Source organism: Bradyrhizobium sp. Tv2a-2 (assembly GCF_000472425.1).
Taxonomy (GTDB): Bacteria; Pseudomonadota; Alphaproteobacteria; order Rhizobiales; family Xanthobacteraceae; genus Bradyrhizobium.
In genome coordinates, this window is the sequence record NZ_AXAI01000002.1 from 466,953 (window position 1) to 481,786 (window position 14,834).

The 14,834-nt window shown below is 64.4% G+C and carries 14 protein-coding genes; 5 read left to right on the top strand and 9 right to left on the bottom strand.

Annotation, left to right across the window (positions count from 1 at the left end):
• Positions 1–41: 41 nt before the first annotated feature.
• The gene (locus tag A3AI_RS0105825) at positions 42–728 is read right to left on the bottom strand and encodes a GntR family transcriptional regulator (protein WP_024514670.1); all 687 of its coding nucleotides are present in this window, start codon (positions 726–728) and stop codon (positions 42–44) included.
• A gap of 170 nt (positions 729–898) precedes the next feature.
• On the opposite strand from A3AI_RS0105825, the gene A3AI_RS0105830 reads away from it, so the two are divergent.
• Complete coding sequence (locus A3AI_RS0105830) at positions 899–1,705, top strand: SDR family NAD(P)-dependent oxidoreductase (protein WP_024514671.1); 807 nt, start codon at positions 899–901, stop codon at positions 1,703–1,705.
• A 400-nt stretch (positions 1,706–2,105) separates the two neighbouring features.
• On the top strand, positions 2,106–3,827 hold the full coding sequence (locus A3AI_RS0105835; RefSeq protein ID WP_245286843.1) for a PQQ-dependent sugar dehydrogenase: 1,722 nt from the start codon (positions 2,106–2,108) through the stop codon (positions 3,825–3,827).
• A 24-nt stretch (positions 3,828–3,851) separates the two neighbouring features.
• On the opposite strand, the gene A3AI_RS0105840 is transcribed toward A3AI_RS0105835, so the two are convergent.
• The 8 genes from A3AI_RS0105840 to A3AI_RS0105875 all read right to left on the bottom strand — a co-directional run bounded on the left by A3AI_RS0105840 (position 3,852) and on the right by A3AI_RS0105875 (position 12,049).
• Entirely contained in the window at positions 3,852–4,550 is a 699-nt protein-coding gene (locus A3AI_RS0105840) for a molybdate ABC transporter substrate-binding protein (protein ID WP_024514673.1), read from the bottom strand.
• On the bottom strand, positions 4,547–6,676 hold the full coding sequence (locus A3AI_RS0105845; RefSeq protein ID WP_024514674.1) for a xanthine dehydrogenase family protein molybdopterin-binding subunit: 2,130 nt from the start codon (positions 6,674–6,676) through the stop codon (positions 4,547–4,549). The genes A3AI_RS0105840 and A3AI_RS0105845 overlap by 4 nt, the downstream gene beginning before the upstream one ends.
• A gap of 19 nt (positions 6,677–6,695) precedes the next feature.
• Positions 6,696–7,169: a (2Fe-2S)-binding protein gene (locus A3AI_RS0105850; protein WP_024514675.1), complete on the bottom strand. Its 474-nt coding sequence runs from the start codon at positions 7,167–7,169 to the stop codon at positions 6,696–6,698.
• A gap of 7 nt (positions 7,170–7,176) precedes the next feature.
• Positions 7,177–8,115 (bottom strand): tripartite tricarboxylate transporter substrate binding protein, encoded by a 939-nt coding sequence (locus A3AI_RS0105855; RefSeq protein WP_036047554.1) that lies wholly within the window; start codon positions 8,113–8,115, stop codon positions 7,177–7,179.
• Between the two features lie 185 nt (positions 8,116–8,300).
• The gene (locus A3AI_RS0105860) at positions 8,301–8,666 is read right to left on the bottom strand and encodes a c-type cytochrome (protein WP_024514677.1); all 366 of its coding nucleotides are present in this window, start codon (positions 8,664–8,666) and stop codon (positions 8,301–8,303) included.
• Positions 8,667–8,704: 38 nt separating this feature from the next.
• Entirely contained in the window at positions 8,705–10,474 is a 1,770-nt protein-coding gene (locus A3AI_RS0105865; protein ID WP_024514678.1) for a GMC family oxidoreductase, read from the bottom strand.
• A gap of 14 nt (positions 10,475–10,488) precedes the next feature.
• Entirely contained in the window at positions 10,489–11,211 is a 723-nt protein-coding gene (locus tag A3AI_RS0105870) for a gluconate 2-dehydrogenase subunit 3 family protein (RefSeq protein WP_024514679.1), read from the bottom strand.
• A gap of 241 nt (positions 11,212–11,452) precedes the next feature.
• Positions 11,453–12,049: a TetR/AcrR family transcriptional regulator gene (locus A3AI_RS0105875; RefSeq protein ID WP_024514680.1), complete on the bottom strand. Its 597-nt coding sequence runs from the start codon at positions 12,047–12,049 to the stop codon at positions 11,453–11,455.
• A 203-nt stretch (positions 12,050–12,252) separates the two neighbouring features.
• Between A3AI_RS0105875 and A3AI_RS0105880 the strand changes: the two genes are divergently transcribed.
• From A3AI_RS0105880 to A3AI_RS0105890, 3 genes are read left to right on the top strand one after another with little or no spacing between them, the layout of a single operon-like run.
• Positions 12,253–13,512 carry an aromatic ring-hydroxylating oxygenase subunit alpha gene (locus tag A3AI_RS0105880; protein ID WP_024514681.1) on the top strand — a complete coding sequence of 420 codons (1,260 nt, stop codon included), beginning with the start codon at positions 12,253–12,255 and terminating at the stop codon, positions 13,510–13,512.
• Positions 13,512–14,003, top strand: coding sequence for an aromatic-ring-hydroxylating dioxygenase subunit beta (locus A3AI_RS0105885; RefSeq protein ID WP_024514682.1), 492 nt, complete (start codon positions 13,512–13,514; stop codon positions 14,001–14,003). The genes A3AI_RS0105880 and A3AI_RS0105885 overlap by 1 nt, the downstream gene beginning before the upstream one ends.
• Positions 14,004–14,037: 34 nt before the next feature.
• Complete coding sequence (locus A3AI_RS0105890) at positions 14,038–14,832, top strand: enoyl-CoA hydratase/isomerase family protein (RefSeq protein ID WP_024514683.1); 795 nt, start codon at positions 14,038–14,040, stop codon at positions 14,830–14,832.
• Positions 14,833–14,834: the final 2 nt, after the last annotated feature.

The following is a 14,834-nucleotide window of genomic DNA, read 5'->3' on the forward strand; positions in this document are numbered from 1 at the left end:
TGAACTGAACGGACCGCGCGTTTCGCGCCCCCGTATCGTCGTCAGGCTTGCTGGTCGAAAAACTCCGGATTGGTGTGCCGGGTCGCGGAGATGTCGTGCAGCAGGCGCACCAGGTGCTTCTCCATGGCGACGCGAGCCGCAGCCGGATCATGCGCCTCGATCGCCGCCAGGATCGGCTCATGCTCCGCGATCACCTGTGTCATGCGCCCGGCAACCGGCAGCGTCAGCCGGCGATAGCGGTCGACATGAACCTTGACCTGCAGGATCAGCCGCCAGATGCCGGGATAGCCGGCGATCTCCGCGATGCTTGAATGAAAGGCTTCGTCCGCCTGGTGAAAGCCCTCGCGGTCCCTGGCCGCATCCGCCTCGCGCTGGCGCTGCACGATGGCCTGCAGATTCATGATCTGGCTCGGTGTCGCACGCTGCGCCGCCATGCCTGCGGTGGTTTCCTCCAGCGCCTTGCGGACGATGATCGCTTCCGGGAGCGCGGCAAGCGGAATGCGCGAGACGAAGATTCCGGACTGCGGAAAAATGTCGACCAGACCTTCGTCGGCCAACTTGAGAATGGCCTCGCGCACCGGCGTGCGGCTCAAGCCGTAGGAGAGGGCGATCTCGGCTTCGGAGATCGGCTCGCCCGGGCGCCTTTGCAGCGACACCAGCTCCTCACGCAGCTCGGAATAGATCCGCGACGACGCCGTCGTCCGGCGCGGCCGCCCACCACGACGGATCTTGCTGGGCGACTTGCCGGGGGAGCGGGCGGCGGCTGCCGCTTTCTTGCTGGTCGTGCGTGCACGCATAGCTGTTCTCGTAACTAATATATTAGTATATGAACTGGACAGGGTTGGCAAACGAACAAGCAGCACTTTCTATTGTGCGCTGCCGCAACGGGAGTTTTGGGATGACCGATTATCGCAAGCTGTTTGATCTCACCGGCAAGACCGCGGTCGTGCTCGGTGCAGCCTCGGGTATCGGCAAATCGTCGGCGGAAGCGCTGGCCGCGCTCGGTGCCAGCGTGTTGTGTGCCGACTGGTCGCTGGACGGGGCGCAGGAAACGGTCAGCGCCATTCGCGCAAGCGGCGGCTCCGCCGACGCCGCTTCCTGCGATGCCGCGAGCGCCGCCGATGTCGCATCGCTAGCGAAGATAGCGAGGCAGATATTTCCGCGGCTCGACATTGCAGTGACGACGCCGGGCCTGAACATCCGCAAGACCATCCTCGATTACACCGAGGAGGATCTGGACCGCGTCATCAACCTCAACATCAAGGGCACGGTGTGGTTCTTCCAGGCCTTCGGCCGCATCATGGTCGAGCAGAAAGTCGGCAGTCTGATCGCTTGCTCCTCGGTGCGTGCCGTGACCATCGAGCCGGGGCTTGCGGTCTACGGCTCGACCAAGGCCGCGATCGGACTATTGGTGCAGGGCTTTGCCTCCGAGGTCGGCCGCCATGGCGTGCGCGTCAACGCCATCGCGCCGAGCATTGTCGAGACTGCGTTGACCGCGCCGTTCAAGCAGCGGCCTGATATCTACAATCTCTATGCCGGGCACACGGTGTTCAATCGCTGGAGCAGCGCGGACGAGGTCGCCACCGCCGTTGCCTATCTTGCTTCGGACGCGGCAAGCTATGTCAGCGGCAGCACGCTGTTCGTCGACGGCGGCTGGACCGCGGTCGACGGCCCGCCGACGGGGCTGACGCAGTTGGCGAAATAGCAGGCCGCCCGCTGCAACCTGACTGCAACGCTTCCGGATTGACCGGTCGGGGACATGAGTGCTGTTGCAGACAGCGAGCGCATGGACACGTGATGCTTGGCACGTCGCTCCGCGTGCGCGCGTCACGGTCAGACGAGACTGTCGGCAGCGACGATCGATCGCCTGAAGCGCGATCGATCAGCTGACGGCTATCTCAGTCGAAGCTGATGTTCCGGCCCAATCCAGTCACAAAGGTTTGAGTCCGCCGTGTTGGTGCAAATGCGGATTGCATGCGTTTCAACACGAGTTGCCGTTATAAATATCCAGGCATAACGGTGTGAAACGAGCTGGGCCTGCGGTTCAGCCCGATGGGCCGGGTGAGAGAACAGAGAGACAAATGCCATCAAACGAGCGCGCGAAGATGCTTCTTCCGTCGGCTGTCCTGGTGCTGCTCACGGTCGCGCCCCATGGCGCCGCCGCCGCAGAATGCCAAAATCAGAACACCGGCATCACCCTTTCCCCTGGATTTTGCGCGACAGTCTTTGCCGACAATCTCGGCCACGTCCGTCACCTTGCAGTCAGCAGCGACAATGTCGTTTACGCCAACAGCTGGAGCGGCCGCTACTACCACAACGACACCCCGCCGGCCGGCGGATTCCTGCTCGCGCTGAAGGACACGACTGGCAGCGGCAAGGCGGACGTCATCCGGCGCTTTGGCGCGGACCAGTCCGCCGGCGCTGCGGGTGGCACCGGCATCGCGCTCTACAATGGCGCGGTCTATGCCGAACTGAACGACAAGATTGTCCGCTATGCGCGTGCGGCGGGCGAGACGGCGCCGGCCAGCAAGCCGGAGACCGTGCTGTCCGGCATGCCGCTGACCGGCGATCATCCGATGCACCCGTTCGTCATCGACGCGAAGGGCGACCTGTTCGTCGACCTGGGATCCGCTACCAATGCCTGCCAGTCGGACAATCGCATGCCGCTGTCAAAAGGCCTCGATCCTTGTACCGAACTGGAGACGCGGGCTGGCATCTGGCGCTACGACGCCAACAAGACCGGTCAGACCTTCTCCGCGGCCGCGCGGTATGCCACCGGCATCCGCAATGGCGAGGGGTTCGGGTTCGACAGGGCCGGGCGGCTCTACGTCACGCAGCATGGCCGCGATCAGCTGTCACAGAACTGGCCCAAGCTTTATACGGTCGAGCAGGGCGTCGAGTTGCCGGCGGAAGAAATTGTCGAGCTGAAGCAGGGCAGCGACTACGGATGGCCGGAATGCTACTATGATCAGGATCAGAAAAAGCTGGTCCTGGCGCCGGAATATGGCGGCGACGGCAAGACGGTTGGAGTGTGTGCCGGCAAGCAGACGCCGGTCGCCGCCTTTCCCGGCCATTGGGCGCCCAACGACATGCTGATCTACACCGGCACGCAGTTTCCCGCGCCTTATCGCGACGGCGCCTTCGTCGCCTTCCACGGTTCGTGGAATCGCGCGCCGCGGGAGCAGGCGGGCTATGATGTCGTCTTCCAGCCAATGGCCAACGGCAAGGCAGCGGGAGATTATGTCGTGTTCGCCGACGGCTTTGCCGGCGTGCACAAGGATCCCGGTCGCGCCGCCTTTCGGCCGAGCGGACTGGCGATGGGGCCGGACGGCTCTCTCTACATTGCTGACGATGTGCATGGCCGCATCTGGCGGGTGACTTATCGTGGCGATGCGACGACCGCGCGACTGGCTGCGGCGCCGACGCCCGCCGCGGCATCGGGTCCGGCCGGCACGGCCGTGCCGCCGGAAGGGACCCATGCCGATGCTGGGCGCGCCACCCTGGCCCTGCCAGTACCACCCGGCGCCAGCAAGGATCAGGTTGCGCTGGGCGACCGCATCTTCCACGGCGAGGTTAGCGACGGCACCTGCAGCGGATGTCACGGTCCCGACGCCAAGGGGACGCCGGTCGGCCCCGACCTGACCTCCGGCATCTGGGCATGGGGCGACGGCAGTCTTGCCTCTATCACCAAGACCGTGACCAACGGCGTGCCGCGTCCGCGCAACTATACCGGCGTCATGCCGCCGAAGGGCGGCGCCGAGCTGTCGGACGCCGACGTTGCGGCGGTGGCGGCCTATGTCTGGGCGGTTGGCCACACCAGTCACTGAGGGAGCCGAGATAGGGCACCGCGCTTAGCTCACGAAGCCCGCGCGGCTCCTCGCCGCGTGCGCCGCGGGACTGGTCAGGAGATCGATCAGGATTTTCGCCTCTGCCGGGCTTTTTGCGCCTGTCGTCACGGCGGCCGTGTACGTAGTCTTGAGCTCGCAGCCCGGCGGCAACGCGCCACTCAGTGCGATGCCCTCGGTGCTGATGATTTCGGTGGATTGCGTGCAGCCGATCGGCCTTGCCGCGGTGGAGGCCGCAAGGTGCCGCATCGCGGTTGCGCCGTTCGGATAGACCTGCAGCCGCGCCGATACAGTATCGGCGATGCCGAGCCGCTCAAGCACATCAGCGACATGGATGCCGGCGGTCGATGCCTTGATGTCGGGGACGAAAATCGCATCCGCCGCAAGAAACGCTGCCCGAAGCTCGTCGGTGTTGCGGACGGAAAGCCTGGGATCGCCGCTGCGCACCGCAAGTGCGGTTTCGACCGTGCCGACATCGGTGATCGAGGCTTGGACGACCAAACCTTCCCCGGCCAGCTGCGCCGCGAGCGCCGCAGTCAGGATGATCAAGTCGGTTGGAGCGCCGTTTCGAAGCTTGTCGGCCATCGCGCCGACGGCGCCGAATTCACCGCCGATTTCGAAACCGGTGCGCGTCTTGAAAGTGGCCGCGAAGCTTGCGACCAGGCCCTGCGCCGCGCCGCCGCTCAGGATATTCACGCTGTTCATTCCGCAAGGTCCATCGCCGCAATCAAATTGTCACGGCTGATCGGGAGCTGGCGCACTCGCACAGAGAGGCCGTCAAAGACGGCATTGGCAATCGCCGCCGTCACTGGTCCATGCGCGGCTTCGCCGGCACCGACCGGCTCGATCTCGGGCCGCCGGATCAATTCGACATCCACCAGCGGCACCTCCGAGAAACGCAGGATCGGATAGTCCGTCCAATTGTTGCTGGTGATGCGCGCGGCGTCAAAGCGGACGCGCTCCTTCAGGACCCAGCTCGTGGCCTGGATGGCGCCGCCCTCGATCTGGTTGATCACGCCATCCGGATTGATGGCTTCGCCGACATCGACCGCGATCGTCAGTTTCCTGACGCGGATCGTCTCGTCACCCTCGATCTCGGCAATGGCGGCACAGTAGGCGCCGGTGTTCTTGTAACGGGCAAAGCCGATGCCATGGCCGACGCCGGCTGTTGCCGCCGGCTTCCAGTTGGCGCGTCGGGCGACGGCGCGGATCGCGTCCTTCGCGCGCTCGTCCTTGAGATGGCGCAGCCGGAAGGCGAGGGGATCCTCGCCGCGCGCGGCGGCGATTTCATCGAGGAATGACTCGATCGCAAACACATTGCCCTGTGCCCCGAGCGTCCGCAGCGCCGAGGTGCGTACCGGCATGGTCAGCAGGCGATGGCTTTGCACGGTCCAGGCCGGAAAGTCGTAGAGCGGGATCGAGTTGCGGTCGCTGCCGCCGCCGTTGGCCTGCGGCGGATCGGTGGAGATCATCCGCGGAAAGGGATTTTCGATTTCGATCGCCGCGAGCAGCGCCGGTTGCGTGGCCCGTCCGGGCCGCGCGGTATGCCCATTGCTCCAGATCGCGTGACGCCATTCGACGACATCGCCTTGGGCGTCGAGATCGGCCTCGATCTGGATCGCCATCGCGGCGCCAAACGGCGCGTGCGTCATCTCGTCTGCGCGCGACCATTGCACCCGAACGGGTTTGCCGGCTGCGGCGCCAGCGAGCAACACGGCGTCGAGCGCGACATCGTCGGCGGCGTTGTGGCCGTAGCAGCCGGCGCCTTCGACATGCTCGACCGTGATGTTATCGGCCGGCATCTTCAGGACCAGCGCAAGGTCGGCCCGCAGCAGATAGACGCCCTGGCTATGGCTCCAGACATGGACGCGCTCGCCACTCCATTGCGCGATCGCGCAGGACGGCGCGATCGAACCATGCGCGATATAGGGCCGGACATACTGCCGGCGGATCGTACGCGCTTTCGCGCCGGGGTTCGCCGCCGCTTTCGTGCCAACGATTGTCGAGTTGACCGGCTGTGCCTTCAGGAAGGCGGCGAGGTCGTTTTCGTCAGGCAACGCTTCTCCAGTCGTCCAGCTTGCGCCTTTGCGCAACGCGCCCAGCGCGGCGTCAGCGGCATGCTCGGTCTCACAGACAACGCCGGCAAAATTGCCGTTACGGACGACGGCGATAAGCCCGGGAACGCCGCGCGCGGCGTCTTGGTCGAGCCCGGCAAGCTTCGCGCCGGATCGTTCCGGCCGCAGCACACGCCCATGCACGAGTCCGGCGAGCGTGAGATCATGGATGAAACGGGGCCGCGCGAACACCTTGTCGGGAATGTCGAGCCGTTGCACCGAATGCCCCGCAAGCGCGCGCCGTGAAGCCGGTTTCGGCGCGGCTCCCGGCGCGGCATCCCGATCGAGCGAGACCTCGTCGGCGAGCTCCCAGTAGCTGGTGGCGACGTTGCCTGGGCCCGAAATGGTGCCGTCGCTGATGTCGAGCGCATCCCTCCCGACGCCGAGCCGATCTGCGGCCGCAGTCAGAAATATCCGCCGGATCTCGGCACAGGCCTGCCGCAGTGCGCGGCCCGATTGCTGGATCGACAGGCTGCCCGAAGTGACGCCCTCATTCGGGCTTGCCGCGGTTGATGCGCGGATCATCTTGACGCGCGCGAGATCAACATCGAGCTCGTCGGCGGCGATCTGGGCCAGCGCGGTGACGATGCCTTGCCCGATCTCGACCTTGCCGGGCGAGACCGTGACCTGGCCGTCAGCGCCGAACCTGACCCAGGACGACAGTCTTGGGTTGGCGGCGAGGCTGACCGGCAGGCTCGGCGCGGGTGAGGCGCTCATGAGGGCATCGTCTCTTTGATCATCTCTGATTGACCATCTCTTGTGCCGCAGCAAGAATCGCACGTACCATTCGGTTATGCGAACCGCAGCGACAGAGATTGCGGTCGAGCGCCGCGCGCACGTCGACCTCGGAAGGATCGCGATTTTGTCTCAGCAGCGCGGCCGCGCTCATGATGACGCCGGAGACGCAATAGCCGCATTGCATCGCCTGCTCCGCAATGAAGGCGCGCTGCAGCGGATGTGGATGCTCGGCACTGCCCAATCCTTCCAGCGTGATGACGTCCTTGTCCGCGACCGACCACAATGGCGTGTCGCAGGACGTGACGGCATGATCGCCGACAATGACCCGGCAGGCCCCGCATTCGCCGGAGCCGCAGCCGAAATGCACACCGGCCAGCCCAAAATGGCTGCGCAGCACGTCGAGCAGCGCGCGGTCCGGGTCGGCATCGACCTCGGTCGCCGCCCCGTTGAGGCGAAACCGGATGCTTGTCATGGACGCCTCAGTTCTGCTGCTTCTCAAATCGTTTGACGACGTCAGCCCATTTCACAATATCATCGCGCAGGAATTTATCGAACTCCTGCGGCGACATCGACATCGGAACGGCGCCTTGTTCGCCCCAGAGCTTGACGATTTCGGGGCGCTTCACCACGGCACCTACGGCGGCATTGAGCTTGTCGATGATCGGCTTCGGCGTGCCCGCAGGCGCCATCAGGCCGAGCCAGATCGTCGCCTCATAGCCGGGCACACCCGCCTCGGTCACCGTGGGAACATCGGGCAGGACACTGGAACGCACCTTGCCGGTGGTTGCCAGCGCGCGCACCTGATGCTCGCCGATATTGGGCGCCATCGCGGGCACCGCGTCGATCATCATCTGCACCTGGCCGCCGATCACGCCTGAACGCGCCTCGCCGCTGTTGCGATAGGGCACATGGACGATGTCGATGCCGGCCATGCTTTTGAAGAGTTCGCCGGCCATGTGATAGGGCGTGCCCTGGCCCGAGGAGGCGTAGTTCAGCTTGCCCGGCTGCGATTTCGCCAGCGCAACGAACTCCTGCAGCGTCTTTGCCTGTAACGACGGATGCACGACGATCACGAGGTCGGACGAGTTGACGGGCGCGATCGGCGCGAGGTCGCGCATCAACTCATATTTGCGCTGCGGCACCAGCGACTCGTTCGCCGTCTGGGTGTTCGACATCATGAGCAGGGTGTAGCCGTCGGGCGGTGACTTCGCGACCTCCAGCGTCCCGATGATGCCGCCAGCGCCGCTGCGGTTCTCGACCACGAAGGGCTGGCCAAAGCTCTGCTGCAGCACATTGCCGAGCAGGCGTGCCGCGACATCGGCGGGTCCGCCGGCCCCGAAGGGGACGATGATCTTGATCGGGCGGTTGGGATAATCGTCGGCCCGGGCGGGGAAGCTCAGTGCCGGCAGCCCAAGCATGAGCACTGCCAGAATCCAGACAAGCCTCGAGACGGCCATCCTTGGTCTCCCCCGAAACATCATTGGTTGTGCCGCAATCTAGCGGCAAGGCAATCGGACTGTCGACGCCAGATCGCGGCCGACGACGCTGGAATAAAGGCTAATGTCATCCGCATGAGAGCGGAGATGAAGCCGACGCCGCGTTGCTATTTCAACGTTTCCAGATAGGCGATGACGTCGTCGACGTCCTTCGGGTCGCTCATTCCGCCATAGGGCATGCGGTTTCCCCTCACCTTGGCTTGGGGATCCCGGATATAGGCACGCAGGTTCTCCTCGTCCCAGACGAGGTTGGCGCGCTTCATCGGGTTGGAGTAGCGGAAGCCGTCAAGTGAGGCGGATGGACGCCCGATCACGCCCTTCAGGCTCGGACCGAGCGCATCGGTACGGTCGGAATGGCAGGCTGCGCAGGTCTCGAACAGGACCTTGCCGTGTTCCGCATCCGCCGCGGCGGCAGGACCGGCGACAAGGGCGAGAAGAGCAACCCGGGCGATGCCCGGGACCCGAGTGCGCATAACGGTCCCCTTGATGTTGCCTGGCGTTTCCAGTCCGATCACGCGTGAACCAGCGGACCGGGGTTTTTCAGATATTGTTCGGTGATCGCCTTGGCCGACCAGTAGGCCAGTGCGCCGAGCGTGCCGGTTGGATTGTAGCCGGGCTGCTGCGGGAACACGGAGGCGCCCTGGACGAAGAGATTGTGGGCATCCCAGGCCTGCAAATAGCGGTTTACCACGCTGCTGTTCGGGTCCGCCCCCATGATGGTGCCGCCGGTGTTGTGGGTCGACTGATACGGCACGACGGTGAAATTCTTCGGCCGGTAGTGCATCTCGTAGCGGGTTGGGTTCATCGCCTTGATCACGCCCTCGAGCTTGCCGACCACATGGCGCGACATCGCGTGGTCGTTGTCGGTGGCGTTATAAGTCAGCCGGATCAGCGGTCGGCCGAGTGCATCCTTGTAGGTGGGATCGAGGTCCATGAAATTGTCGCGATGGGCATAGACCGAGCCCTGCGTGTTGAAGCCGGTGGAGCAGCGATACCATTTCGCGGTCGCCTGCTTCCATCCCACGCCCCAGCGCGGCTCATCTTTCGGCATCGCGCGACCGCCGATCGGCGGCGCGCCGGCATTGGTGCAGACGATGTAGCCGCCGCCGAAGAAGCCGAGGCCGGAATGGTCGAAGTTCTCGCCGTTGAAATCGTCGATCGCAATCGACATGCCGGGCGCGCCCATGAACGGATTGAACTCGCGGCCCTCGAAGAAGGCGTTCGCTCCCGCTTCGAACTGGTAGCAATAGTTCTTGCCGACCACGCCATTGCCACTGCTGGGATCGTAGGGTTCGCCGATGCCGGCCAGCAGGAGTTGCTGGGTGTTGCCGAACACAAACGACGACAGGATCACGATGCCGGCGGGTTGTTCATACTCCTCGCCGGTCCTCATGTCGGTGTAGAGCACGCTGGTGATGCGCTTTGCGTTCCTGTCGTAGTTGAGCCGCGTGACAAAGGCGCGGGTTCGCAGCTCGAATTTCGGCTCGGTCCGTAGCACCGGCACGATGTTGACATTGGGAGACGCCTTGGCGTTGGCCTCGCAGGCTGTGCGATTGCAGTGGCCGCAATATTCGCAGGCGCCGAGCGTAATGCCTTCCGGATTCACATAGGGCGCGCTCGAGGTCGCAACCGGCACCGGAAACGGGTGATAGCCGAGACTTGCCGCCGCCGCGCCGAACATTGCAGGTCCTACCGCGGTCTTGATCGGCTTGTTCGGATAATCCTCGCTGCGCGGCCCTTCGAAGGGATTGCCGCCTGAGATCAGCTTGCCGCGGAGATTGCCGGCCTGGCCGGAGACGCCGCAGAGCTTTTCGAAACGATCATAATGCGGCTCGAGCTCGTCATAGCTGACCGGCCAATCCTGGATGGTCATGGTATCGGGAATGGCCTTGGCGCCGTACCTTTCGGTCAGCACGCTCCTGATGCGAAAATCGGTCGGCAGGAAGCGCCATTGCAGCGCGCCCCAATGGATGCCGGTGCCGCCGACGCCCTCGCCGGGCAGGAAGGCGCCGAAGCGTCGGATCGGCAGCGCCACCTCGTCCGGCGCATTGCGGAAGGTGATGGTGTCGATCGAGTTGTCCTGCATCAGCTCGAGCCGTACCGCATAGCGCAGCTCGTCGCGCAGCCGCGTCAGCGTGAACTCGTCGGCGGGATTGCGGTCCGCACCGCGCTCGAGCGCCACGACATTGAGCCCGGCCTTGGTCAATTCGCGGGAGAGGATCGCGCCGGAGAAGCCGAGGCCGATCACGACCGCATCGACGTCTTTCAGTCTTGTCGCCATCGCGACCTCCCTTTTTACGAGAAGTCCGCGATCGATTGCGGCTCGGCGACATAGCGTTTGTCGCGATAGGCATCGATCTTGTCGGCATAGGTGGCCGGCAGTCCCGGGAAGCCGATCATCTTCCAGGCGACCTTGTCACGGTTGCCGCCATAGATCGGATCGGCGAAGAAGCCGGCCATGGCGAGCGAGAGCAGCTGGTTGAAGAAGGCCCGCGTGTCGAAATTGTCGAACGCGGCCTTGCCGTCCTCCATCGCCTTCAGCGCGGCGACGCGATCGCCGACCGCGAGCCGGTCAAAATCTTTGCCGCCGAAGTTTTTGCGCGACCAGGCGTTGGCCGCGACAATGCCGGCTGCGAAGAATTCGCGCGGTGTCAGCGCCAGTTGATAGCCCTGCTCGGGCTTGCCCTTATGGAACGGGCCGGCGCGATACATTTTCGCGCCGCCGCCCCAGGCGCTGCCGAGCTGGCGGTCGATGAACACGGCAACCCCGCAATCGCTGCCGGATGGCGAGAGCTCGTCGGCGGGAATCAGCGTGTCGACGGCGGCGACGATAAAGGCTGCTTCGGTGGCGGTCAGCGTGACGAAGGGCTCGGTGTCGGCTGGAGCCGCGGCGGCAGGCGAGGGCGCCGCCGGCTGTGGCTGGGCTTCGGCTTCTTGCGGGATTCCCGTCGCAATCGCGGTGCCGGCAAGGCCGACGCCAAGCAGGAATGTTCGTCGCTGCAGAGCGTCGTCGGTCATGGACACCTCCCATTTGCCCGCCGACGGCTTTTTCCGCTGCCTCTCACATGGGCGGGGTTTCGGCAAGTCCCCGATGCAGCTTTGGCTTGCAAGGTTACCTTAAGCCGGCAGCAGGGCGAAAGGGGTTTGCGACCGCTCAAAGCGCCGAAGGAGGCCGGTCCCGACGGCTGCCAGCCGGGTCGACAAACTTGTTTCGTTGGGGAGGTATGCGAGCTGTTCGCGAGTCTGGAGCCGTTTGTGGCTAGGACTCGGCCAGGAAGCCCTTCAGGAACAGGTTGGCCGCCAATTGCGCGAACTCCTTCGGCTTGATCGGACCCTTGGCGTCGTACCACGTGTATGTGTAGTTGATCATGCCGAACAGCATCATTGTATAGACGCGCGCATTTCGCCTGTTCATCTTCTTCGTGGCATCGATCGAAACCAGCACCTTGCCGACCAGTTCGACGATCTTGCGCTCGGTCTGAACGATCTGGCGCTGCTCCTCCGCCTGCAGCGCGCCGAGATCGTTCAACAACACGATTTGCTCCTCGGGCGACCGCGCGTTGTGTTCGACAAAGGCTTCGATCACTCGGACGAATGTCTCGAGCGGCGCTCCGCCGTCGGCGACGGCCTGCTCCAGATTTGCGAGCAGGCTGCGCACGAGCGAATCGAGCATGGCGAACAGGATCGCCTCTTTGGAATCGAAGTAGTGGTAGATCGCGCCACGGGACAACTCGCACGCCTCCACCAGATCGCCGACCGATGAACGCTCGTAGCCGCGCGTGGCAAAGAGGCGCGCCGCGTTGCGGAGAATGCCGGCTTGAATGTCGTCGTAGTTTTCGGATCTCGTGCGAGCCATCCCTCACTGTCCCTGATTTGTCCCGCGATCGGCGCCGAACGCTCGTACCAGTTGCCTCAAAGGCCGGCAAATTACCCGCTGCACGGCCAGAACTCCCCGGCCCGTAAGCACCCACTTGCATCGCGCGGGCAGGTGATGTATTAATAGAACGAACGGTCGGATTATTATTAGATCAATTGGGAAACAGATCAAGGGAGAAGCCGATGAACATGCTCGCCCGGAGCCCGGAATGGGGCGACCTGATCCGTCGCGACCGCGTCCGCGGAGACCTCTACCGCGACCCGGCGATCTTCCAGCTCGAGCTGGAGCGGGTCTGGTACCGGACCTGGGTCTATGTCGGCCACGAGAGCGAAATACCCAAGCCTCATGATTTCGTGCGGAAGTCGATCGGCCTGCAGCCGATCCTGATGACACGCGGTCAGGACGGCCGCATCCACCTCCTGCTCAACCGCTGCACCCATCGCGGCAACCAGCTCTGCGCGAAGGAGCAGGGCAACGCCGTCAACTTCACCTGTCCGTTCCACGCCTGGAATTTCGGCAGCGACGGCCGCCTCGTCGGTTACGCCTTCCCTGACGGCTACGAGGGCCTGGACAAGAAAGCGCACGGGCTTGGGCGGGTGCCGCGCGTCGCCTCCTACCGGGGCTTTGTGTTCGGGTCATTCGCGCCGGACGGGCCATCGCTTGAGGAGCATCTCGGCGGCGCGGCGGAAACCCTCGATCGCCTGGCCATGACCTCGCCGGAGGGCGAGATCGAGATCAAGGCCGGCTTCCTCAAGCACCGCGTCAAGGCGAACTGGAAATTCATCCTGGAAAACGAGACCGACGGTTACCACCCCGCCTTCGTCCATTCCTCGATCTTCGCCGTTGCCGACAGCGGCATCGGCAGCCTCTATGGCGCGAAGTCGACGGCACTGACGCGCGACTACGGTAACGGTCACACCGAGCTCGACCTCAGGCCGGAATTTCGCAAGCGCGATGTGCCCTTAAGCTGGTTCGGAACGACCATCGAGAGGCTGCCGGACTATGCCGCGCGCATGAACGGCGCTTACGGCGAAGCGAAGGCACGGCAGATCATGATCGACGGTACGCCGCATGTCATGATTTTCCCGAACCTGTTCATCGCCGAAATCCAAATGTTCGTGATCGAGCCGCTCGCCGTCGAGGACAGCGTGCAGCACGTGACCGCCCTGCAGTTCAAGGGGGCGCCCGATCTGAACCGACGCATGCGTCAGCAGACCATGGGGTCGGTTGGTCCAGCAGGCCTGCTGCTCGCCGACGATTCGGAGATGTACGAGCGCACGCAGCGCGGCGTGCATGCGAGCGACACCGACTGGATCTATCTCGGGCGCGGAGAACATCGCGAGCGGCGTGACGGCGACGGCTTCATGGTCGGGCATGCGACCGACGAGGTGCCCTCGCGCGGCATCTGGCGGCACTACCGCGCCTTGATGGAGCAAGCCTGATGATTCAAGCGCAAAGCAAGGCGGACCTCGTTCACGACGTCTCGCAATTCCTGTTTCGCGAGGCGCGCTACGCCGACGATCACCGCTACGAGGACTGGGAAGGGCTGTGGGCCGACGACGGCATCTACTGGATCCCGGCCAACGGCGACGACATCGATCCGGAACGGCAGATGTCGATCATCTACGACAATCGCTCGCGCATCGCTCTGCGCGTGAAACAGCTCCTGACGGGCAAGCGCCACACGCAGGAGCCGCAGTCGCGCTTGCGCCGCATCGTGGGCGACATCGAGGTCCTGAAGTCGGACGGCCGTGAGCTGCACGTCACCTGCAACACGATGATCTTCGAATCGGCGTTGCGCGGCGACATCATCTGGGTCTCGCGGAACGAATTCGTGCTGCGGCGGGACGGCGACGACTTCAAGATCGCCCGCAAGAAGGTGGCGTTGGTCAATAACGACAAGGCGATCTTCACACTGTCGTTCCTGGTGTGATGGCCTCGCTGCCGTAGCACACGGAGGAAATTCAATGACTGCAGACGATCTGGTGCTGTTATCCGTCGAGCGGGGCCTTGCTCGCATTACGCTCAACCGCGGTGGCGCCTCGAATGCCATGAACGCCGAATTCCTGGAAGCGCTTTGCCGGGCTGTCATGGCCTGCCACGGCGAGCCCGGGATTCGGGCCGTGCTGCTGAGCGGCCGCGGCAAGAATTTCTGCGCCGGCGGCGACATTCACGCTTTTGCCGCGAGGGGTGAGCACATGCCGGACTACATAAGGGTCGCGACGGCCTGGCTGCAGAATGCGGTCACGGGATTGATGCGGCTTGAGGCGCCTGTGATCGCCAGCGTGCAGGGTTTTGCGGCTGGCGGCGGTGGCTTCGGGCTGGTCTGCGCCGCCGATCTGGTGATCGCGGCGGACAGCGCCAAATTCCTGGCGGGCGCCACCCGGGTCGGCATGGCGCCGGATGCCGGTGTCAGTGTCACGTTGCCGCGGCTGGTGGGCTTGCGCCGGGCGGCCGAGATCCTTCTCACCAATCCGGTCCTAACGGCGCAGGAGGCGCGCGATCTCGGCATCGTCAACCGTGTCGTGCCGGAAGCGCAACTCGAGCAGGCGTCGCTGGAATGGGCACGTGAGATCGCGTCCGGCGCACCGAAGGCGCTTGCCGCGACAAAACGCCTGCTGACGAGCGGCGTCGGCAGCAGCATCGATTCCTGCCTGTCGGAGGAAGCGCGCACCGTGTCCGAACTCTCAGGCACCGCGGACGCCCGCGAGGGGCTCGCTGCGGTGATCGAGCGGCGCGCACCGACCTTCGTTGGTCGATAGAA